This window comes from Candidatus Methylomirabilota bacterium (genome assembly GCA_035709005.1).
Classification (GTDB): Bacteria; Methylomirabilota; Methylomirabilia; order Rokubacteriales; family CSP1-6; genus 40CM-4-69-5.
In genome coordinates, this window is sequence record DASTFB010000002.1 from 19,876 (window position 1) to 41,144 (window position 21,269).

Below are 21,269 nucleotides of genomic sequence, written 5' to 3' on the forward strand. Positions count from 1 at the left end.
ATTGTCTCACCCGGCCCGCTCAGGTCAACCGGGCCAGAGCAGGCGCGGCACGGTGCGAAGGGCCTCCGCGATCCGGGGCCCATGCCAGGAGAACGGCTTGCCGTCGACGAGATGGATGCGTCCGTTGGCCACGGCCGGGACATCGCCGAAGCGGGCGAAGTCCCGGCGATGGGCCTCGCGGAAGCGGAATGGCTCGTCGGGCAGCAGGATGAGCTGGGGCCGGCGTGCCGCCACCTCCTCCAGCGTCACGGCGGGGTACCGGTCATGGTCGGCGAACACGTTGCCGGCGCCGCAGACGCGCAGCATGTCGTGGATGTACGTGTCGGCGCCGATTGTCATCCACGGCTCACGCCAGATCGCGTAGAACACGGAGACGGGGGGGCGGCCGGCGATCCGGACGCCGACCTCGGCCAGCCGAGCGTCCAGCTCGTCGGCGAGCGCGGTGGCCCGGGCTTCCGTCCCCGTCACCGTTCCGAGCTGCCGGATCATCCGGATGGCCTCGGCGACGGTGCGCGGATGGGTGACCCACACCGGGATCTGCCATCGGCGCAGCGTGTCGATGTGCTCGCGCACGTTCTCCTCGATGTTGGCCACGACCAGGTCGGGCGCGAGGGCCCGGATCGTCTCGAGGTCGGGTGTCTTCTCGCCCCCCACCCGCGTCTTGCTCCGGACGATGGCCGCCGGCTCCCGACAGTAGGCGGTCACCCCGACCAGCGCGTCGGCCAGACCGAGCGCGCAGAGCGTCTCGGTGGTGCTGGGAATGAGCGACACGATGCGACGGCGCGGCCCCGCCGCGGCCAGAGCCACGCCGGAAGCGTCGACGAGCAGGCTCACCCGATGCGGCGGCTGCGCAGGCGCTCCACGAACGCGATGACGTCGCGCATCCGCTCGGCCAGCTCGGCGTCGAGCCTGGCCACCTCCTCCACCGGCGCCCGGCGATCGATGGCGTCTTCCAGGTTGGTGACGGCGATCCCAAAGACCTTCAGCAGGCGGCGCGTCCCGTCGCTGGGCATGGGTGCTCCTGGCTCAGTCCAGCGCCAGCTCGGGGACGTCTCGCCAGCGCGGCTCGCCTTCCGGTTTGAAGTTCTTGGTGCTGACGAAATGCATCCCGTGGTGCAGGTTCATTTTGAACTTGCCGCCGCCGTAGTGCGCCCCCAGCCACCCGGCCGGATCCTCGAGAAACGGCCCCATCTCCGCCGGCGTCAGGCGGGCCAGCCACTTGAAGCGGATCGTCCCCGCATGCGGCTCCTGCACGCCGACGGTGACGGTGCACGCCGGCCAGACCCGCCCGAACTCCTGGAGCAGCTGCGCGCGGGTGGGGCGCGCGATACCGCCGTTGAGAAGATTACGCCGCAGGTATGGCTCGATCAGCTCCCAGCACCAGCCGGCAATCACAGCGGCGCGAGTGTATCATGTGGCCGTGAAAAACTTCGAGATCGCCCGCCTCTTCTACGAGATGGCGGCCCTCCTCGAGGTGAAGAACGAGAGCCGGTTTCGCATGCGCGCCTATCAGCGAGCGGCGCAGACGCTGGAGAGCCTCACCGAGGACGTGGCCGCCGTGGCCGCCCGAAGCCAGCTCACCACGCTGCCCGGAATCGGCCCTGACCTGGGCGCCCGGATCGACGAGTACCTCGCCACGGGACGGCTGGCCCGGCTCGAGGCCATGCGGGCGGATCTTCCCCCCGCCTTCCTCAGCCTGCTGGAGGTACGCGGGCTGGGGCCCAAGACGGCCAGGCTCCTCTGGGACCGGCTGGGCGTGGACTCGGTCGATCGCCTGGAGCAGGTGTGCCGGTCCGGGGAAATTCGCGCGCTGCCCGGCGTGCGCGAGAAGACGTGCGAGAACATCCTCAAGGGCATCGCCGCCTGGCGGGCCGGGCGCTCCCGCACCCTGCTGGTCCGGGCCCGGGCGGTCGCCGCCCAGGTCGTCGAGGCGCTGCGGGCCCACGGCGGCGTCGAGCACATCGAGGTGGCCGGCTCGCTGCGCCGCTGCCGGGAGACGGTGAAGGACATCGACATCCTGGTCACCTCGACCGAGCCGGCTCGGGTCATCAAGACGCTCGTCACGCTGCCCTCGGTCCGGGAGGTTCTCGCCCACGGCGACACCCGGGCGTCCGTGCGCCATCAGGAGGGGCTCCAGATCGACCTGCGCGTGGTGGAGCCCCAGGCGCTGGGGGCCGCGTTGCAGTACTTCACGGGGTCCCGCGAGCACAATGTCCGGCTGCGCGAGCTCGCCCGCCGGCAGGGACGGAGCATCAGCGAGTACGGGGTGTTCGACGAGCGCACGGGGGCGCGGCTGGCCGGGGCTACCGAAGAGGACGTCTACGCCGCGGTGGGGCTCGGCTGGATCCCCCCAGAACTGCGGGAAGACGCCGGGGAGCTCGAGGCCGCGCGCGCCGGCCGCCTGCCCCAGCTGGTGACGGCCGAGGCGATCCGGGGCGATCTGCACGCTCACACCGACTGGTCGGACGGCCACCTGTCCCTGGAGAAGCTCGTGGAGGCCGCCGAGCGGCGAGGCTACGCGTACATCGTCGTGTCCGATCACTCGCAGTCCACGACCATCGCCGGCGGACTGGGCATCGAGCAGCTGCGGGCCCAGGTGGCCCGGATCCGGGAGCTGCAGCCCCGGTTTCGGATCCGCATCCTCGCCGGCACCGAGTGCGATATCCTGGCGGACGGCACGATGGACTTCCCCGACGAGGTGCTCGGCGAGCTGGACATCGTGCTGGCGGCGGTGCACGCTCGGTTCGGCCAGACTCGCGCCGAGATGACGACGCGCATCGTTCGCGCCCTGGAGAACCCGCACGTGGACGTCCTGGCCCACCCTACCGGGCGGCTCATCGGATCCCGGGAACCGTACGACGTCGACCTGGAGGCCGTGTTCGCCGCAGCGGCTCGGCATGGCAAGGCTCTGGAGATCAACGCCTCGCCCGATCGCCTGGATCTGAACGACGTGCACGCCCGCCGGGCCGCCGAGCTCGGCATCCCCATCGCCGTGAACACCGACACCCACTACCTGTCCAACCTGGACAACCTCGAGCTGGGCCTGGCCGTCGCCCGGCGCGCGTGGCTCGGTCCCGGGCACATTCTCAACGCGCGGCCGCTCGCCGACCTGCTCCTGGCCACCCACCACGCGCGTTGACCGTCGGGAAAGGAGCCCGCGCATGCCCGTGAAGCTGTTCGTCGGCGGCCTGTCGTTCACGACGACCAATGAGAGCCTGCGTGGCGCGTTCGAGCGCTTCGGCGCGGTGACGGCGGCCACGGTGATGACGGACCGCGCGACGGGCCGCTCCCGGGGGTTCGGCTTCGTGGAGATGGCCACGCCCGAGGAAGCCGAGCGCGCGATCAGCAACCTCAACAACACCAGCCTCGACGGCCGCATGATTCGCGTCGACAAAGCGACGCCGCGGGGCTCGGCGCCGCCTCCGCGCCCGGGTTCCAGGCCGGGCGGCCCGCCCCGCCCGTCCGCCCCGGGCAGTCCTCCGGGTGGTGGCTTCGACCCGCGCGCTGCGGGGGGCGGCTGGCCTCCGCGGGGCGGCGGTGGCCGCGGTCAGGGACGTCCGGCTCGACGCCGGCCCGGGGACGACGCCGACCGCCGGCCCCCGAGTCCGCGACGCAAGCCGGGGGGCGAACGCCGCGCCGGGGACAAGGGCAGGAGGAGCGAGGACGGCTTCCGCTGGTGAGCCGAGCGGTTAGGGCGCCCGGCGGCTGATCACCGCCTCCCGCGAGCGCGCCCGGAAGCGCCGCAGCCGGCGCTTGACCCCCCCACCGACGAGGCTCGGCCTCGGCCAGCGCAGGGCGGCGGCCAGGTCCTCGAAGAGCGAGTAGGCCACCGGGGTCACCAGCAGCGTGAGCAGCAGCGAGAGCGTCTGGCCGCCGATCACCACCACGGCGATGGCACGGCGCTCCTCGGCCCCCGGCCCCGTGCCCACCGCCAGCGGGATCATCCCGGCCACGAAGGTCAGCGTGGTCATGAGGATCGGGCGGAGCCGATCGCGGTTGCCCTGAATGATGGCGGCCAGCCGCTCCATGCCCCCGGCCCGCAGGTTGTTGATGTGGTCGATCTGCAGAATCGAGTTCTTCTTGACCACGCCGAACAGCACCAGGATGCCCAGCGCCGAGTAGAGGTTCAACGTGTTGCCGGAGGCCCATAGCGAAAAGAATGCGAAGGGCACGCACAGGGGCAGCGACAGCAAGATCGTCACCGGGTGGATCCAGCTCTCGAACTGCGAGGCCAGAATCATGTACATGAAGACGACCGAGAGCGCGAACGCGAGCAGGAACTCCCCGAACGAGCGCTCCAGCTCGCGCCCTTTGCCCCCGATGTCCGTGGAGTAGCCGAGCGGGAGGTTCATGGCCCGGACCTCGGCGCGCAGCGCCTCCATGCGGTCGGCCAGACCGTAGCCGGCCGCCACGTTGGCCCGCAAGCGCGCCTCGCGCTGCCGGTCGGAGCGGTCGATGCGCGAGGCGCTCTGCGCCGGTTCGATCTGGACCAGGTTGTCCATCCGCACCAGGCCTCCGCCGGCCCGGGCTACCCAGAGTCGCGAGATCGTGCCGGGGTCGTCACGGTCGTCCTCGGCCAGGCGGAGCTGTACGTCGTAGTCGTCGTTGACCGACGGATCGAGGAACTTCGAGACCTCCTCGTCACCGCCCACCATGAGGCGGAGCGCCGTGGCCACGTCCTGGGAGTCCACGCCCAGGTCGGCGGCCCGGGCTCGATCGATGCGGACGCGCAGCTCTGGCTTGTCGAGCTTGAGCGTGGAGTCGGCGTCGATGAGGCCGAGGTCGGGCGCCCGCCGGCGGAGTTGCTCGATGTAGGCGGCGAGCTGCTCGAGGTCGGGCCCGCGCAGGATGAAGTCGATGTCGATGAAGCTGCCGGGGAACCGGAACGACGGCAGGTTCACCACCCGGGCGCGCAGATCCCGGTACTTCCGGAGGCGGAGCCGGACCTCCTGCATCACGTCGCGCTGGCCATAGTTGCCGCGGAACGCCGCGAGTGGTTCGCCCGCCAGGATGCCCGACCAGAGACGGCCGAAGGAAAAGGTCCGCTCCTCGTGCGAGGCCAGCCGGACGTACACCCGGCCTTCGTTCACCGAGCCGAGAAAGGAGCCGCCAGCCGTGGCCAGGACGAGCCGGATGCCGCGGGTCGCCCGCAGCTCCCGCTCCACGGCGCGCATGATCTCGTCCATCGCGGCCAGGCTCGTCCCCTCCGGCGCCCTCACCCGCACCTCGAACTCGGCCTCGTCGACGTTGGACGGAATGTACTCCTGGCGCAGGAGCCCGTAGAGCGGCACCGAGGCCAGGACGACGGCCAGGGCCACCAAGGCCACCAGCGCGCGGTGACGCATGGCGGCGGCCAGGGTCACCGTGTAGCCGCGGTCGAGCCGGGCGTAGAAGCCGCCGCGCGAGCGGGCCGGTTCGTGCCCGGGGGCGGCCACGTTGCGGAAGAACCGGGCGCTCATCATCGGCGTCAGCGTGAACGAAACGAGCAGGCTCACCATGACCGCGGCGGCCGCCGTGATACCGAACTGGTAGAGGAAGCGGCCAGCGATCGAGGACATGAACGACACGGGGACGAAGATGACGACCAGGCTCAGCGTGGTGGCCATGACGGCCAGCCCGATGTCGGCCGTGGCTTCCCGCGCCGCCTCGAAGGGCGACATCTTCTTCTCCTCGATGAACCGGAAGATGTTCTCGAGGACCACGATGGCGTCGTCGATGACGATGCCGACCATCAACACCAGGGCCAGCATGGTGACGCTGTTGAGCGTGAAGTCGAGGGCCCGCATCATGCCGAACGTGGCGATGAGCGAGGCCGGGATGGCCACGCCGGCGATGACCATCGACCGCCAGGAGCGCATGAAGGCCAGCACCACCAGGCTGGCCAGGATGGACCCCAGGACCAGATGCACGTTGATCTCGTGCAGGGCCGCGTAGATGAAGCGCGACTGGTCGGCGATGACGTGGATCTTCACGTCGGGGGGCAGCTGCGCGGTCAGGCGGGGCAGCCGCGCCTTCACGCCTTCGATCACCGCCACCGTGTTGGCTCCCGACTGGCGCCGCACCTCGAGCGTGACGGCCGGCACGCCGTCGAGGCGGGCCGCCGACCGCTGCTCCTTGGTGCCGTCCTCGGCCCGGCCCAGGTCCCGGATGCGGATGGGCGACCCGTTGTGGGTGGCCACGACCAGATTGTCGAAGGCCCGGGCGTCGGCCAGCCGGCCCATGGTGCGGAGCGTCTGCTCGCGGGCGCCCGCGGTGACGTTGCCCCCGGGCAGGTCGCTGTTCTGGCGGACCAGGGCGTCGCGCACCGCGGTGATGGGCAGCTGGTAGGCGGCCAGGCGATCGGCGTCGATCCAGATGTTGATGGCGCGCTCGAGGCCGCCGACGATGCGGACCTCACCGACGCCGGGTGCCCGCTCGATGGCCACCTTCACCGTCTTGTCCGCCAGCTCGGTCAGCTCGCGGATGGGGCGGTCGCCCGACAGGGCCAGCGTGACGACGGGCGCCGAGTCGTTGTCGTACTTGGAGATGACCGGCGGGGTCGTATCCTCGGGCAGGTCCTTGAGGATGGCGGACACGCGGTCGCGGATGTCCTGGGCGGCGACGTCGATGTCCCGCTTGAGGTCGAAGGTGGCGATGACGACGGTCGAACCCTGGCCGGCGATCGCCCGCAGCTCATCGATGCCCTCGACGGTGTTCACCGCCTCTTCGATGCGCTGGGCGACCTGGACCTCGATCTCCTCGGGCGAGGCGCCCGGTAAGGAGGTGCGGATGGTCACGGTGGGCAGGTCCACCGAGGGAAAGCGGTCGACCCGGAGCTGCGGATAGGCGGCGGCGCCGACCACGACGAGCGACAGCACGATCATGGTGGCGAAGACCGGGCGTCGGATGCAGACCGCGGCCAACTTCTGCATCAGCGCGCCGCCCCCGGCACCACCGTCACCTGCTGGCCGCCCACGAGATTCCCCGGCTGGACCACCACCGCTTCGCCCTTGTCGAGCCCGCTCACGACCTCGACGTGCTCGCCGAGCCGGCGGCCGAGCTGGACGCGCTTTTCGACCGCGCGGCCGTCGGCCACCGCGAGCACCTTGTCGATGCCGGCGAAGGTGACGATCGCCGAGGCCGGCACCACCACGACCGGGCGGCCGGCGTCGGTGGTGATCTCGGCCTTGGCGAAGGCGCCGGGTCGCAGCGCCCCCCGCGGGTTGGGGATCTCGGCCTCGACGAGCAGCGTGCGGCTCTGCTCCTCGATGGCCGGGCTCAGCCGCACCACGCGGCCCCCGTAGCTGGCGGAGTCTCCCTCGACGGTGAGCCGAACTTTCTGTCCGGGCCGCACATCGGCGGCGTCACGCTCGGGCACCGCGACGCGGAGCCGGAGCGGGTCGAGCTGCACGACCGTGGCGACGGGAGTGCCGGCCGCCAGGTACTGGCCGACGGACGCCCGACGCTCGCGGGCGGCGCCGTCGATCGGCGAGGTCAGCGTGGTGTCGGCGAGCTGCTGGCGGGCCAGCTCCAGCTCCGAGCGGCGCTGGGCCAGCACGGCCTGGCGATTGCGGACCTCCTCGACGGCGTCCTGGTATCGTGCCTCGGCGACCTGCAGAGCGGCCACGGCGGCGTCCAGCTGGGCGCGGGCCACCAGCTGCTGCTCCCAGAGCTTGACCATCCGCTCGCGCGTCAGGCGGGCCTCCACGAGGACGGCCCGGGCCTGGGCCACGACCGCCGTCTCCTCGATGTTCACGCGGGTGTCCGTGCCCTCCGGCGACAGACCGACCCGGACCCTCGCCTGCCGGAGGGCCGCCTCGGCCTGCTCGACCCGGAGCCGGAAGTCCGTCGGGTCCAGCCGGGCCAGAGCCTGGCCCCGCCGCACCCGGCTGCCCAGGTCGACGAGGATCTCGCTCAGGCGGCCGGCGACCTGGAACCCGAGCACGACCTGGTCCTCGGCGGCCAGGGTGCCCGTGGCGATCACCGTCCGGGCCACCTGTCGTTCACCGGCCGGCTCCACCTTCACTGCGCGCTGGGCTGGCGCCGGCGTCGCCGACTTCCTCTGGGGAGAGGCCGTGGCCGGTTGATCGGGCCCGCAGGCGCCGGCCGCCAGGCCGACCGCGACGAGAACCAGCAGGTTCAGAAGCGGCTGGGGACGCCCGGACATCGTCCGGACATTGTCCCCCAGAACGCCCCCAGACGCTAAGCCTGGTCACCGCGCGAAGTGATGCCCTAGTCTAGGCGAGCAGCAGCCGACCGACCAGGAGCGTGAGGGGTCGCGGGCTTGGCTCGGCGGCTGATCAACCTGAGTGTCAGGGAGCGAGACGGCCGGGTGCGAAGATCAGGATCGACTGGACGGTATCCGCGGCACTCTCGAGATTGAACGCGATGCCGGGCTCGGCGTACCAGTGCCGGCCGCCGACCGGGGGCCCGTAGCGCTCGGCCACCCATACCATCGGCGCGCCAAGCTCGATGCCCCGCACGGTGCGCGGCGAGCGAGCCGGGACCTGACCGTCGATGACCGTGAACCCGATCGCCTCCAGCCGCCCCGCCCGGGCGTGGACCTCCAGGCGGACGTGCGGCAGGATCTCATACCGCAAGAGCCGGCCCGCCAAGGGGGACGCCAGCGTCTCGTCGGGAGCCCCGAAGAGCGCGAGCACGGCGTCTTCCTCCTGGCCGAGCTGCAGACTCGCCGCGCTGGCGCCGTCGATCGCCGGCCAGTCCAGCGCCGACCGCCGAGGCGGCTCCTGGGCGAGCGCCGCACCGGCGAGCAGCAGCATGACCAGGAGCACCGCTGCCCTGAGACGCCGGCTCATGGCGCAGTCCGCCCGGTCACGTGGTACTCCCCGGCCGTCGGCCCGCCGGCGGCCAGCGGCCGCGGCCCCTCCAGTGGCTCGAGCTCGGCGCTCACGCGGTGGAACCGCAGGTCCTCCACGTTGAAGAGCCAGTACGGCGCGAGCAGCCGGTAGCGCAGGTCGATGCGGTCGAGAAACGTGAACTCGCGGGGCTCGGTCACCAGGCGCACCGAGCGTTCCAGGATCCGCAGGGGCCCGGTGGTCACGGTCGCCAGCAGCAGGGCACTCTCACCGTTCGCGCTCAGGAGGCTCACGTCGCTGGGCAGATCGGTCGGGATGTCGAGCCCGGCCAGCCGGGTCACCGTCCCCTCGGCTGGCGCCCACCGGTAGGGCACCCAGCGCTCGACGTTCTGGACGTGGATCCAGCCCAGCACGGCGAAGCGGTTGTCGGGGCCCGCCCGCACCACGCCCATGATCCCCAGTGGGGCCGGCGGCGGGATGTCGTAGACGGCGGTCACGAACGCGATCGCGGCGACGGCGCCCATCTGCTTGCGGCCCCCGGGGACCTTCGTGATGGTCGTCTCGTCCTGGCGCACGACCGTGAAGCTGTCCACGAAGCCGGCGGCGACGAGCTCGGGCCGGTGCAGCCCGGGCAACGTCCACTGCGAACTGCCGAGGGCCCCGGGCAGGGTCGCCACCACCGAGGGGTCGCCGGCCACCGTCGTCCCGGCGTACAGGCTGAAGTCGTAGGGATAGACCCAGACGCTGGCCTGCTCCCCGTCCTCCGCCGAGATGTGGGTGATGAAGGCGTCTACCTCGGTGAACTCGTCCTCGGTGGTGAAGGTCAGGTTGACCACGTCCCCGCCCGACTTGGCCACCACCGTGCGCTGGGTCAGGTTCACCAGGAAATGGAGAACCTGGATCGAGGGGGAAAACAGTGCGACCGCCCGCTGGCTGCTCGTGGGCCCCACAACACCCTGGGCGTCGTGGGCATGCACGGGCACGAAGAGCAGCCGCTGGTTGAGGCTCACCTGCACCAGCGCCAGGACGTCGCCCTCGCGGCTGACGAAGACATCGCTCACGAACCAGCCGTAGGGCCTGGCCGTCGTGAAGAACGGCAGCTCGGTGCGTGGCACGAACGTCTCGTCGATGGCAAAGGTCTGCGCGAACGGCACCGTCGGCTCGACGCTCAGCACTTCGCGTCGCTCGAGCGTCAGCAAGCCCACGGGCGCCCCCTCGCCGATGCTGACCTCCTCCTTGACGTGGAAGGTCAGCAGGTGCTGGCGATAGTTGTGGGTCCGCCGATAGTGCACCGCGGTCCCCAGCTCCACCGGGCTGGCGCCCAGGCGCAGGAGCGGCCCGACCGGGGCCAGATCGACCACCCGGCTGGCCGGGTCCAGTGGGTCCGCCTTGAGCGGCACCACCGGGGAGCCTTCCGGCCGGTTGATCCGGTAGGCTTGGAAGTGCATGTCGTTGGCGGGCAGGAACGTCTGGGCCAGCAGCAGGTTGTCGACGTCGCCCCACTGCAGCCGGCCGGGCGCCGTCCCGAGCCCGAGCGGGAAGATCCCGTCGGCCGTGCGCAGCATCCAGTCCGTCGCGCCCTTGAAGAACTGCTCGACCGCCCGGCCGCCGACCTTGCCGATGACGGCCTCCGGCTCCTGCCCGAGCGTGCCCTTGAAGACCGCCGTCAGCGGTTGCGCCTCCACGTCCCGAGCGATCGGGAAAGTCGTGAGCGGCTGATCCGCGGCGATCTGCCCGACGGCGGACTCGGCGACCTTGGTTCGATCGCCCGCGAGGGTATCGGCGTAGAGCTCGATGGTCCCGGGCCCCAGCGTCTCCCCGGAGCGGTTGGTCACCGTCACCTGCGAGGCGGTGAGGTCGCTCGGGTTGGCGCCGATCCCCAGGTCGAGCTTGCCGCGGAAGAAGTGGTTGATCAGGCCGGCCGAATGGCCGACCGCCCGCGGCAGCAAGATCTCGCCGGCCCGCCTGATGGTGAACCGGTTCACCGTGAACACCTCGTTTTCCTGCCGTCGCCGCAAGTCGCGGTCGAACAGTGAGTAGCTCGTCATCCGCGAATTCCGAATCACCGATCCGGTGAGGCGATCGTCGATGTCGTTGCCAAAAAACGTCACGGTGCCCTGCAAAGGACTGGTCGGAATGAGGGTTCGTATGTCGACCTCTTCACGCAGGCTGAGGGAGAGTCGAGGTAGCGGATACCCCCCGCCGGTGCTGCCATCGTCGGTACGGCTGACGTTCGTGTCCTCGGAGATGAAGTTTCGATTCGTAAACTCGGCAAACCCTCGGCCGTCACCGGTCCGCCAGAACTGACGCCCGTCCGTGAACGCGGGCACAGGATATCCGCCGAAGTCGTATTGCTCCTTCTCCTCGTCGATCTTCCCTTCGAAGAGACTCCCGACGAGATGCATATCGTTGCGCGTATGCTCGGGCGATCCCATGTCCTGAATGAGATGAATCACGTGCCCCAGGGTTTGAAAGGTCCGGGTCATCTGCGCTTCCCGCTGGCTCGAGGTCCCGGCGGTCAGGGCGTCGAAGAAATATCGGCGAGCGTCGCGCCAGGAAAAACCCTGGCCGGCAATCTCCTCCGGTTCCTCAAGGGCCCATTCGAACGCCCGGCGTCCCAGGAGAATCCCGACGCTCAGCCCCCGATCGAAGTGGGGATCGTAAAAGTGATGTCGGAATCTCAGTGGCTGGCGCGAGAAGAACGCGAGCGAATCTTCCCTGACGCTGCCCTCCTGCACCCAGCGCGACGGTCGCAGCCGCTGCCCATCCGTTCCCTGCAATTCCGCGCTCGGCGAGAGTGCCAGCTCTTGTTCGAGATAACCCTGCGTCAGGATAGACGCTTCGACTGCATGATCTGTGATGATTCGGTGTGTCTCAATCTCGAAAGCGGAAGTGGCAGCGGCCCCGACAAGCTGCAGGATGGTCGCAAGGGCCGAAACGGTTGGTCGCCCCTGTCCGATCATTTTCTTTTCCCTTGAAGTCGCGATTCGATATCCAGGAAGAATTCTTCTATTCGCTGCGGCCTCACCTCCCTAGGACTTACTGGGTTGGTTCGGAAATAGTCGCGCTCGGCGAGCAACGTCTGATAGAGCTGCCTCGCGTTGAGGGTATCCTCCCATTCAACCTGACTCTCGACGTGACGAAGATGTCGAAACCACTCCATCGGCGTACCCCGAAAGGGCTCGACCTGGATCGTGAGGCCGTTCCACATCGACTCCTGTACGACGTCGCTGGCTGTGCCCTCGTGCCACTGGGTGGCCTCACGCAAGTCTCGGGTCGACATCGTCCGGTAGTTCGGGTACGCCTTCTCGACCTCGCGGCGCGACTCGTTGTAGAGGACGAGAGGGACATACCCCCGTTTGAAGAACACGAGCCGTGGTGAGCTCCGGCGAAACTCCGTGAGTGGGGGACGCATCCTGGGCCCCCAGCCAGGTATCGAGAAGCGCCCTTGGTGGTCGGTGAGGGTCTCGCTCACCTGCAGGCGTGGACCGAGGCCGGAAATCGCCTTGAGTTGCCAGATGGCGACGACGATGACCCCGGACAGCGGGCTGCCGCTGACTTCGTCCACCACGGTGGCCTGGACTGGGTTCGCGGAATAGAACGGCGGCGCTATGGCCCACACGAGCACTGGGGCACTAACGAGATAAGTCAAGAGGAGGAGGGCGAAGCCGCGGATCCCAGCGAACCACCACCTGAGGTCGCTCGGCCGGCCCCAGATCGCGCTCACTTCGTCCCCTGATTCGCTTGTCGGCGCGCCCGCTGGGCCTCGTTGACCATCCATTCGAACTCTGGCCGCCCCATCCGTCCACGCCTGACGTCTTCCGGCAAGGTCTGCTGCTCGGCCTCGATTGCCATGACGATCTCCGGCAGCCGTGGCTCGGCGGCACTGATCACGATCAAGACGAGGCCCTGTAGGAGCTCTGAAAGCTCTATCGCTCGCTCGACAGGCGGGCCCACAAACAAGCTCAGCGGGATAGTGGGGACCTCCCGCTGGCCCACGAGCCTAGCCAGCGGAACAGACTCCACGCGATAGTCGCGCCGGAAAAGGATAACGCCCGAACGATCCAGGCTGGCTCGTTTGCCGCAGTCAGAAACCCATTTCGGTAAGATGAAGGTGCCATCGCCGGCGGACTTCGTCTCGGCGATGTGCAGCGTCACGCTGGATTGCTCGCTGAGCCAGACTCCGAAGACAGACGCTCCGGCGATTGGCAACCCGGTTCTGGCGGACACGACCTGGCCGCGCATCGCGGGGACCACGACCTGGCGCCCCACCGTCCCGGCAGCGGCCACCCCCATCCGGGAAGATGCCAAGGAGGGCCGCTGGTCGGCGCCGAGAGACGGACTGGCCGCGGCAAAGAGCAGGCCGGCAGCGAGAGGGGCGCTGATGAGCACACCCATGTGAGCTAGCGTCGCACCCACGGCGTCCGCTTCACATCGCCGCAATCTTCCATAGCCCGTCTTCATCGCGCATGAAGTAGACGAAGTGGACGAAGGTCGCGCCATCCCGGTCCTGGGTCGTCAAGTACTCTGCAGTCGCCCCGTCGATTGATTGCAAGACGAGATCACGTAGATCGGCCGCCATGGCCGGCAGATCCGTTCCTAACCGCTGGAAGGCCCCTCGATACTTCTCTCTCGCCGGCCCCACGATCATCGCCGCGGCCCCATCGATATCGCCGCGCGCCAGGGCCTGCCGGAATGCCGCCCATCGATCCTGGAAGACCGTGTCGAGTCCCGCGCGATCAAAGACCTCCACCACGGCCCCTAGTGTGGTGCGCTGGCCCTGCATATCCGTGACCATCACCGAGGCGAGGTACACTCCCGGCGTCGCGTAGGTGAAGCTCAGCCCTCGAAGGTTGGCCCCGACGAAGTCGGAAACGCCGTCTCCATCGGCATCAAGCTCAACGCTCGCCGGACCGGGGACACCGTGCAAAGCAAATGAAACCGTCAGCGGGCCGACGCCACGGCGCGGATCGGGCAGCAGCACGCGAGCGGAGTCGGCGGCACCGACCACAACGATGTCGATGGCGTGACTCGCGGTCGCGCCCGTGCCGGTTGCGGCAGCAGCGGTGAGACTAGTGGTTTCGGCGTCGACTGCAATCTGGGCTGCGAACACGGTCCCCTGGACAGCGGCGGGGACGCCGTTCACGGCGACGCCCACTTTGCCGCCGGCAGCATCGATCGTTCCACGCACGACAACGGCCCCGGCCGGGACAGTCACGCCGTCCGCGGGCTCGGTGATCGTCACGCGCAGGCTGCGGATCGTGAAGCCCCGTTCGGCCGCGGTGGGATCCTCGTTGCCCGCCCGGTCACGCGCCTTGACCCGGAAGACGTGCGCGCCCTGGACCAGCCCGGTGAACGTGGCGCTGGTGGCCGGCGCGAATGCCGACCACGGGCCGTCATCCAGGCGGTAGGCGAACTGCAGGTGCTCGGCCAGCGCCAGGTTGTCGGTCCCCGTGAACGCGAACGTCGCCGCCGTCTCCGAGGTGGCGCCGGTCGGGCCCTGGGTGATCTCAGTGTCCGGTGGCGTGTTGTCCACGATCGCGGCCCGGTTGACCGTGGCGAGGTTCTGGGCCCGGTCGGCCGCCGCCGCGCCGAGCGTGTGGGCACCGTCGCCGACGTTCGTGGTGGTCCACGACGCCGTCGCAGTGACGGACGGCGCCGGCGGGGCGGGGGCCAGCGCCGCCTCGAGCGGCTGGCTGTTCACGCTCAGGGCCAGGCTCGCGACCTCGCTACCGCCATCGCTGGCCTGCACCTGGAGAGTGACCAGTCCGCGGAGATGCGCTCCGGCGGGAGGGGACTGGAAGACGAGGCCGGGGGCGACGTCGTCGTGCCGGGTCGCCGGCGTCGCCGCCGGCGATGTCAGCCCGTCGCCCCCGTGCGGTGTGGCGAAGACTTCGAGATCGTTGGCGTCGTTCAGGACTAGTGGGACCGAGACATTGAAGGCGCCAGCCGTGCCCGAAGAGCCGGTCGCTACAGTCGTCGCCTCGTTGACCACGATGTCGATCCGGCTGTTGGGCTCGGTCGTGCCGCTGATAGCGAGCGGCGACCGGGTCGTGAACGCCGGCACGGCGGTGAGTGTCGGCGCCGGTGGGGCGCGGAAGCGCACCAGGCGGCCCGAGCGGCCATCGGCGAGATAGAGCGAGCCGTCCGGACCGAAGGCCACGCCCTGGGGGTCCTCGAGCTGCTGGGCGAACGTCGTGACGTGCAGGTCGGGACGCACCTTGCCGATGGCGCGCCGGGCCGGATCGACGTCCCCGAAGAGTTCCTTCGAGGATAGATAGAGGGCCGAATGGTGGTCCGGCACGATCCCCACTGGCTGCTTGAGCCCGGCGCCGACGAAGGTGACCGGGGCGCCGAGCCCGCCGCCGCCGAGGATGGGGTAGCGGAGAAGCGTGCCAGCCGAGTCGGGGCCGCTCTCGAGCCCCTTGGTGGCCGCGATCAGGCTGTCGTCGAGGAGCGCGAGTCCTTCGAGTCGCCGGATCCCCGTCGCGACGACGGCCAGAACGCCGTCGGGGCGCAAGCGCAGGATCTCGCGGCCTTCCGTCGTGTCCAGGCCGTCGGCGGCAAAGAGCCGGTGGGCGCTGATATACACCGCCCCGTCGGGGGCGACAACCAGCCAGCGCGGCGTCTTGATGCCGGTGGCGAGCACGGTAAGCGTCCCGCTCGGCTCGAGCCGCAGCACGCGCCCGGCCCGTTCCTCCGCGATCAGCAGGCGGCCGTCCGTGTCGAAAGCGAGCCCTGCCGGGCGATCCAGGCCCGTCGCGGCGGTAGCGAGCTGCGCCGAGGACGCGAGCCTGTAGATGACCCCGGCGCTACGCTCGGCGACGTAGACGGTGCCGTCCTCCATGACCGCCACGCCGACCAGTTCGACCTGGCCATCGAGAAGCGTCTCGAATGGCGCCAGCGCAGTGATCGGCTGGACCAGCGCGTCGCTCGTCGACGGGCTCAGAGCGGCGACCAGGACTGACGGGAGCGCGCGCAGGAAGTGCGGCCGACAACCGCGACGCCGTCTACCATCTCCAACCATCGGGCCTCCACACGGCTGCGCGGACGCGCGCTGCGCGTGCTGGTGAATGTTCTGTGGCAGGGTGAGCGAAACGATCTGACCGCGTCAAGAGTGTCACGTCCGATACGGCGCGCGAAGATACAGCTAGGCTTGACCGCGACTATTCGCGGACGGTCCGCCACGTCCGATCAGAGCAGCAGCCAGCCGCTGAGGAGCGTGAGCGGCGTGAGGGGGACGCCGACCCGGCAGTACTCGGCGAGCCCGATCCTGATTCCGGCGCCCCGGGCGACCGCACCAGACACACGAGGTCGTTGACGAACAGGGCGGACAGGACGCCGGCCGCGCCCGTCACCACCACCAGAGCGGCCATCGGCGTGCGGGCCCAGCGGAGCGTCCACGTCGTGACGAGGCGGAAGAACCCGGACAATCTCAGGTAGGCGGCCACGATCATCATCCCGAAGAGCAGGACGAGGGTGTTGGCGTCGACCGCGGCAACCGCCTCGCTCCAGGGAAGCGCGCCGCTGGCGACCATGGCGGCTGCCCCAAGACGGCCACGCCCGTGCGGTCGATCCGGAAGGGAGGCAGCCGACCGAGGCTCGGCGCGGGAGGCCGCGGTAGAATGGCGGACGCCCGGGCTCACGGGCCGTCCGACGACTCGATCCGGCCGGTGGCGAGCCGGCCCAGGAGAACCGCATGGACTTCGCGTACTCGGCGCGCACTCGGATGTACATGGAGCAGTTGACGGACTTCATGGGCAAGTACGTGTACCCGAACGAGCAGACGTTCGTGGAGCAGCTCGGCTCGGGGCCCTCCCGCTGGCAGGTGCCGCCGATCATGGAGGAGCTCAAAGCCCGGGCCCGTGAGCGCGGGCTCTGGAACCTCTTTCTCCCGGAGAGCGAGCACGGTGCCGGCCTCGCCAATGCCGAGTACGCCCCGCTGTGCGAGATCATGGGGCGCTCCCCCATCGCCCCGGAGATCTTCAACTGCGCGGCCCCCGACACCGGCAACATGGAAGTGCTCGTCCGCTACGGGACCGAGGAGCAGAAGCGACAGTGGCTGGCGCCCCTGCTGGAAGGCAAGATCCGCTCAGCCTTCGCCATGACCGAGCCCCGGGTCGCCTCCTCCGACGCCACCAACATCGAGTCGTCCATCGTGAGGGACGGTGACCACTACGTGATCAACGGCCACAAGTGGTGGACCTCGGGGATCGGCGACCCCCGCTGCCGGATCATCATCTTCATGGGCAAGAATGACCCCACGAACCCCGATCGCTACAAGCAGCAGTCCATGATCCTCGTCCCCCGCGACGCACCGGGGATCAAGATCGTGCGCATGCTGACGGTCTTCGGCTACGACGACGCGCCGCATGGCCACGGCGAGGTGCTGTTCGAGAACGTGCGCGTCCCGGCTGGCAACATGCTGCTGGGCGAGGGCCGCGGCTTCGAGATCGCCCAGGGCCGGCTGGGGCCTGGCCGCATCCACCACTGCATGCGGCAGATCGGCGTCGCCGAGCGGGCGCTCGAGCTCATGTCCAGGCGCGCCCACGAGCGGGTGGCCTTCGGCAAGCGGCTGAGCGAGAACGACATCACGCTGGAGCGGATCGCCCAGTCGCGCATCGAGATCGACCAGGCGCGGCTGCTCGTGCTCCATGCCGCCTGGCTCATGGACACCGTGGGCAACAAGGCGGCGCGCCAGGCCATCGCCGAGATCAAGGTGGCCGTCCCCAACGTGACCCTGCGGGTGGTGGACCGGGCCATGCAGCTGCACGGAGGCGGGGGCGTCAGCCAGGCCTTCCCCCTCGCCTTCTGGTGGGCCCACTCCCGCACGCTGCGGTTCGCCGACGGGCCCGACGAGGTGCACCGCCGTCAGATCGGCCGGCTGGAGCTCCGCAAGCACATGTGAGCCGCCCCGGCGGCTAGGCCTGCCGACGCCGCAGCATCTGCTGGAGGCTCTGGCGGCTCACGCCCAGCCGCTCGGCAGCACCGGTCTTGGAGCCGCACTCGCGCAGGGCGTCCTCGATCATCCGCCGCTTGAGCTGCTCGATAGCGGCGTTGAGCGTCAACGGGCCGGCGACCGACCCCGGGTCCTGGCGGAGGCGATCCGAAAGGTCGCCGGGGGCGATGAGACAGCCGTCGCCGGCCAGCATCACGGCGCGCTCGATCTCGTTCTCCAGCTCGCGCACATTGCCGGGAAAAGGGTAGGCGCGCAGGCAGCGCATCGCTTCGGGGCTGATCCCCGGCACCGCCCGTCGCGCGCGCTGTCGGCAGAGCTTCAGGAAGTGCTCGGCCAGCGCCGGAATGTCTTCCGGCCGCTCGCGCAGCGGAGGCAGGCGAATGGGGAACACGTTGAGCCGGTAGTAGAGGTCACGGCGGAAGCGGCCGGCCTCCACCTCGGCGTCGAGGTCGACGTTCGTCGCGGTGATGACCCGCACATCGACCTTGCGGCCGGTGCTGGCGCCCACACGCCGTATCTCCCCCTCCTGCAGCACACGGAGCAGGCGCAGCTGCATGGCCGGGGACGTCTCGCCCAACTCGTCCAGGAAGATCGTGCCGCCGTCGGCGTCCTCGAAGAGGCCCTTCCGCTCGGCGACGGCGCCCGTGAAGGCCCCGCGCACGTGGCCGAAGAGCTCGGACTCGAGCAGGGAGTCGGGCAGGGCGCCGCAGTTCTGGGCGACGAACCTGGCGCCCCGGCGCGGCCCGCTGTCGTGCAGCAGCCGGGCGAACAGCTCCTTGCCAGTCCCCGTCTCGCCGAGCAGCAGCACGGTCGTGTCGGCGTCGAGCACCCGACGGGCCAGCGCGACGGCTGGCCGGAGACCCGTTTCGGCCCCGATCAAACGGTCGAACGACAGGGGCCGGGCGCGGATCTCGCTGGCCTCCCGGCGCAGCGTGTTCAGCGCGAGCTCCAGCTCGTCCCGGAGGCGAGCGTTGTCCCGGGCGAGGGTGTACCGCTCGGCCCCGCGCCGCACGATCACCAGCAGCTCTTTGGGGTCCCAGGGCTTGGCCACGAAGTGATAGATGTGTCCGGTGTTGATCGCTTCCATGAGGCTGTCGACGTCGGTGTAGGCGGTGAGCACGATGCGCACGGACTCGGGGACGATCTCCTGGCTGCGGCGTAGCAGCTCCACGCCGGTCATGACCGGCATGCGGTAGTCCGTCACGATCACGGCGACGTCGGGCTCGGCCCGCAGCAGCGCGAGGGCCTCCTCGCCGCCCGGGGCGCGGAGGACCCTGAACTCCTCGGCCAGGATGGCCTCCAGCGCGTCGAGCACGCGCAGCTCGTCATCGACGATGAGGACGGTCGGCTGCTCCACGCTTCCTCCCGCCGTCAGCCCAGTCCCACCGGCGCCGACGCGTCGGCCGTGGCGCCGAGGATCTCGTAGAGCGTCGCGCGCTGGCGGATGCCTTTGAGCCGCGGCGTCCCGAGCTCCCGGTAACGGACGCGGTCCCGGACCTGACGAAACGTCTCCTCGCCGGCGATGATATGCGCCCCGAAGAGCCGTGTCATCCGCTGGATGCGGGCCGCGGCGATCATGGGACGCCCGACCACGACCAGCTCGCGGCGCTGGCCGGAGCCGATCGTGCCGGCCATGACCCGGCCGGAGGAGATCCCGATCCCGATGTCGAACACCGGCCGCCCCGCCGCCGCCCACCGCCCGGCCAGCAGGCGGACTTCGCCGACCATGTCGAGGGCCGCCTGTACCGCCCGGGCTGCCGCGTCGCCGTCCACTTCGTGCACGCCGAAGAGAGCGACGATCTCGTCGCCGATCAGCTGCTCGACAGTTCCCTGGTGGCGGAAGATCACGTCGATCATGGCGTTGAAGTACTCGTCCAGCAGGTGGATGACCACGGGTGCCGGCGTGGTCTCGGTGAGGCGGGTGAACCCCTGGATGTCGGCGAAGAGCACGGTGGCCTGCCGCCAGTCGCCGGGCAGCTCCAGCAGCGTGGGGTTGGCCAGCGCCAGATCGACGAGCCGGGGCGAGACGTAGCGCTGGAGCTGGGCGCGCAGCGCGGCCTCGCGGACGAGGTCGGCCTGGGCTGCCTGCAGGCTGGCCACCGCCGATTCCAGGGCTCGGTTCTTGACGGCGAGATCCTGGACGAGCTGCTCGCGTTCGCGCACCAGACGATAGCGCTCCAGGCCGCGCTGGACGATGTGGGTGAGCTCCCTGGGGTCCCAGGGCTTGAGGACGAAGTGATAGATGTTGGCGGCGTTGATCGACTCCATCAGCGCGTCGGCGTCGGTGAACGCCGTCAAGAGGATGCGCACCGTCTCGGGAGAGACCTCACGGCTCCGGGCCAGCAGGTCGGTCCCCAGCATGCCCGGCATGCGCTGGTCGCTGAGGATGACCGCTACCGGTTCCGCGGCGAGCAGGCGCAGGGCCTCGTCACCGCGGTCGGCCCGGAGGACCCGGTGCTCCATGGCCAGCAGCGCCTCCAGCGAGTCGAGCACGCGGGGCTCGTCGTCCACGACGAGCACGGTCGCCGTCTCGGCCACGGTCAGGCTTTCCGGTCCAGCGGGATGCGGACGGTGAAGGTGGCGCCCTGCCCCGGCGGGCTCTCGGCGGTGATCTCGCCGCCGTGCTTCTTGACGATCTCGTAGGAGATCGAGAGCCCCAGCCCCGTCCCCTCCCCGACCGGCTTGGTGGTGAAGAACGGATCGAAGATCCGGCCGATCGTGTCGGGCGCGATCCCGGGGCCGGTGTCGGTGACGCGTACGACCGCGAACTCATCCTCCCTCGCCGTCTCGATCGTGATGGTCCCCGGCCCCGCGATGGCCTGGGCGGCGTTGGCCAGGAGGTTCAGGAACACCTGGTCCATCTGCGACCGCACGCACTCCACCGAGGGCAGCGGACCGTACTTCCGGTCCACGGTGATGCGATCCTTGAGCAGGTGATTGAGCAGCGTGAGGCTCGACTCCAGCTCCTCGTGCAGGTCCACCGTCTGCCAGGCCTCGTCGCTGGTGCGGGCGAACACTCTCAGATCGCGCACGATCTTGCGGGTCCGCTCCGCCCCTTCGCGGATCCCCTGGATCATGGGATCGAGGTACTTGAGCGCGTAGTCGAGCTTGAGCGTCTGCCACTGCTCGGCGATGCGGGCGTGGTCGGACTCGCCGAGCGCGGCCGAACGGTACGCCTCCACGATCCGGCGCAGGCGGCTCACGAAGTCCTCGAGCGTCGACACGTTCGACGAGACGAACCCGATCGGGTTGTTCAGCTCGTGGGCCACGCCGGCCACCAGCTGCCCGACCGACGCCATCTTCTCGCGCTGGATGAGCTGCATCTGGGTGGCCTGGAGATTCCGGTAGGCGGCCTGCAGCTCCTCGTTGGCGGCCCGGAGCTGCTCGGTGCGCACCCGGACCTTCTCCTCCAGGCCCCGGCTGAGCTCCTCGATGGTCTGGAAGCTCTCGGCCCGGTCCACGGCCATGGCCACATGGTTGGCCACGGCCGCCAGCAGCTCGGCGTCGCTCTCGCC

18 protein-coding genes are annotated in these 21,269 nt (G+C 69.9%); 4 read left to right on the plus strand and 14 right to left on the minus strand.

What is annotated here, in order from left to right:
* Positions 1-24: 24 nt before the first annotated feature.
* From VFR64_00395 to VFR64_00405, 3 genes are read right to left on the minus strand one after another with little or no spacing between them, the layout of a single operon-like run.
* The gene (locus VFR64_00395) at positions 25-834 is read right to left on the minus strand and encodes a cobalamin-binding protein (GenBank protein ID HET9488200.1); all 810 of its coding nucleotides are present in this window, start codon (positions 832-834) and stop codon (positions 25-27) included.
* Entirely contained in the window at positions 831-1,013 is a 183-nt protein-coding gene (locus VFR64_00400; protein ID HET9488201.1) for a hypothetical protein, read from the minus strand. Before VFR64_00400 ends, VFR64_00395 begins: the two co-directional genes overlap by 4 nt.
* Before the next feature lie 13 nt (positions 1,014-1,026).
* Complete coding sequence (locus VFR64_00405; protein ID HET9488202.1) at positions 1,027-1,395, minus strand: hypothetical protein; 369 nt, start codon at positions 1,393-1,395, stop codon at positions 1,027-1,029.
* A gap of 25 nt (positions 1,396-1,420) precedes the next feature.
* On the opposite strand from VFR64_00405, the gene polX reads away from it, so the two are divergent.
* Both polX and VFR64_00415 read left to right on the plus strand, forming a co-directional pair.
* On the plus strand, positions 1,421-3,139 hold the full coding sequence (gene polX / locus VFR64_00410; protein ID HET9488203.1) for a DNA polymerase/3'-5' exonuclease PolX: 1,719 nt from the start codon (positions 1,421-1,423) through the stop codon (positions 3,137-3,139).
* A 22-nt stretch (positions 3,140-3,161) separates the two neighbouring features.
* Positions 3,162-3,680: an RNA-binding protein gene (locus VFR64_00415; protein HET9488204.1), complete on the plus strand. Its 519-nt coding sequence runs from the start codon at positions 3,162-3,164 to the stop codon at positions 3,678-3,680.
* A 9-nt stretch (positions 3,681-3,689) separates the two neighbouring features.
* Here VFR64_00415 and VFR64_00420 read toward each other — a convergent pair whose 3' ends face one another.
* From VFR64_00420 to VFR64_00435, 4 genes are all read right to left on the minus strand, one after another.
* Complete coding sequence (locus VFR64_00420) at positions 3,690-6,911, minus strand: efflux RND transporter permease subunit (GenBank protein ID HET9488205.1); 3,222 nt, start codon at positions 6,909-6,911, stop codon at positions 3,690-3,692.
* The gene (locus VFR64_00425; GenBank protein HET9488206.1) at positions 6,911-8,146 is read right to left on the minus strand and encodes an efflux RND transporter periplasmic adaptor subunit; all 1,236 of its coding nucleotides are present in this window, start codon (positions 8,144-8,146) and stop codon (positions 6,911-6,913) included. The genes VFR64_00420 and VFR64_00425 overlap by 1 nt, the downstream gene beginning before the upstream one ends.
* 145 nt (positions 8,147-8,291) lie before the next feature.
* Positions 8,292-8,795 (minus strand): hypothetical protein, encoded by a 504-nt coding sequence (locus VFR64_00430; GenBank protein HET9488207.1) that lies wholly within the window; start codon positions 8,793-8,795, stop codon positions 8,292-8,294.
* On the minus strand, positions 8,792-11,200 hold the full coding sequence (locus tag VFR64_00435) for a hypothetical protein (protein HET9488208.1): 2,409 nt from the start codon (positions 11,198-11,200) through the stop codon (positions 8,792-8,794). The genes VFR64_00430 and VFR64_00435 overlap by 4 nt, the downstream gene beginning before the upstream one ends.
* A 51-nt stretch (positions 11,201-11,251) precedes the next feature.
* Between VFR64_00435 and VFR64_00440 the strand changes: the two genes are divergently transcribed.
* Complete coding sequence (locus tag VFR64_00440) at positions 11,252-11,773, plus strand: hypothetical protein (protein HET9488209.1); 522 nt, start codon at positions 11,252-11,254, stop codon at positions 11,771-11,773.
* On the opposite strand, the gene VFR64_00445 is transcribed toward VFR64_00440, so the two are convergent.
* The 4 genes from VFR64_00445 to VFR64_00460 form a co-directional block, all read right to left on the minus strand.
* Positions 11,755-12,522: a carboxypeptidase-like regulatory domain-containing protein gene (locus VFR64_00445; protein HET9488210.1), complete on the minus strand. Its 768-nt coding sequence runs from the start codon at positions 12,520-12,522 to the stop codon at positions 11,755-11,757. The two genes, VFR64_00440 and VFR64_00445, sit on opposite strands and share 19 nt — an antisense overlap.
* Positions 12,519-13,193, minus strand: coding sequence for a hypothetical protein (locus tag VFR64_00450; GenBank protein ID HET9488211.1), 675 nt, complete (start codon positions 13,191-13,193; stop codon positions 12,519-12,521). The genes VFR64_00445 and VFR64_00450 overlap by 4 nt, the downstream gene beginning before the upstream one ends.
* Before the next feature lie 31 nt (positions 13,194-13,224).
* Positions 13,225-15,822: an Ig-like domain-containing protein gene (locus tag VFR64_00455; GenBank protein HET9488212.1), complete on the minus strand. Its 2,598-nt coding sequence runs from the start codon at positions 15,820-15,822 to the stop codon at positions 13,225-13,227.
* Positions 15,823-15,961: 139 nt separating this feature from the next.
* Positions 15,962-16,441, minus strand: coding sequence for an SLC13 family permease (locus VFR64_00460; protein HET9488213.1), 480 nt, complete (start codon positions 16,439-16,441; stop codon positions 15,962-15,964).
* Positions 16,442-16,494: 53 nt separating this feature from the next.
* Here VFR64_00460 and VFR64_00465 point away from each other — a divergent pair, with 53 nt between their 5' ends.
* A complete protein-coding gene (locus tag VFR64_00465) occupies positions 16,495-17,703 on the plus strand; it encodes an acyl-CoA dehydrogenase family protein (GenBank protein HET9488214.1) in 1,209 nt (402 codons plus the stop codon).
* A 13-nt stretch (positions 17,704-17,716) separates the two neighbouring features.
* Here the strand turns inward: VFR64_00465 and VFR64_00470 are convergent, their stop codons facing one another.
* The 3 genes from VFR64_00470 to VFR64_00480 all read right to left on the minus strand — a co-directional run.
* Positions 17,717-19,111 carry a sigma-54 dependent transcriptional regulator gene (locus VFR64_00470; protein HET9488215.1) on the minus strand — a complete coding sequence of 465 codons (1,395 nt, stop codon included), beginning with the start codon at positions 19,109-19,111 and terminating at the stop codon, positions 17,717-17,719.
* A 14-nt stretch (positions 19,112-19,125) separates the two neighbouring features.
* Positions 19,126-20,292, minus strand: a complete 1,167-nt coding sequence (locus tag VFR64_00475) for an adenylate/guanylate cyclase domain-containing protein (protein HET9488216.1) — start codon at positions 20,290-20,292, stop codon at positions 19,126-19,128.
* A 2-nt stretch (positions 20,293-20,294) separates the two neighbouring features.
* A partial coding sequence (locus VFR64_00480; protein ID HET9488217.1) for an ATP-binding protein occupies positions 20,295-21,269 on the minus strand: 975 nt, incomplete at its 5' end.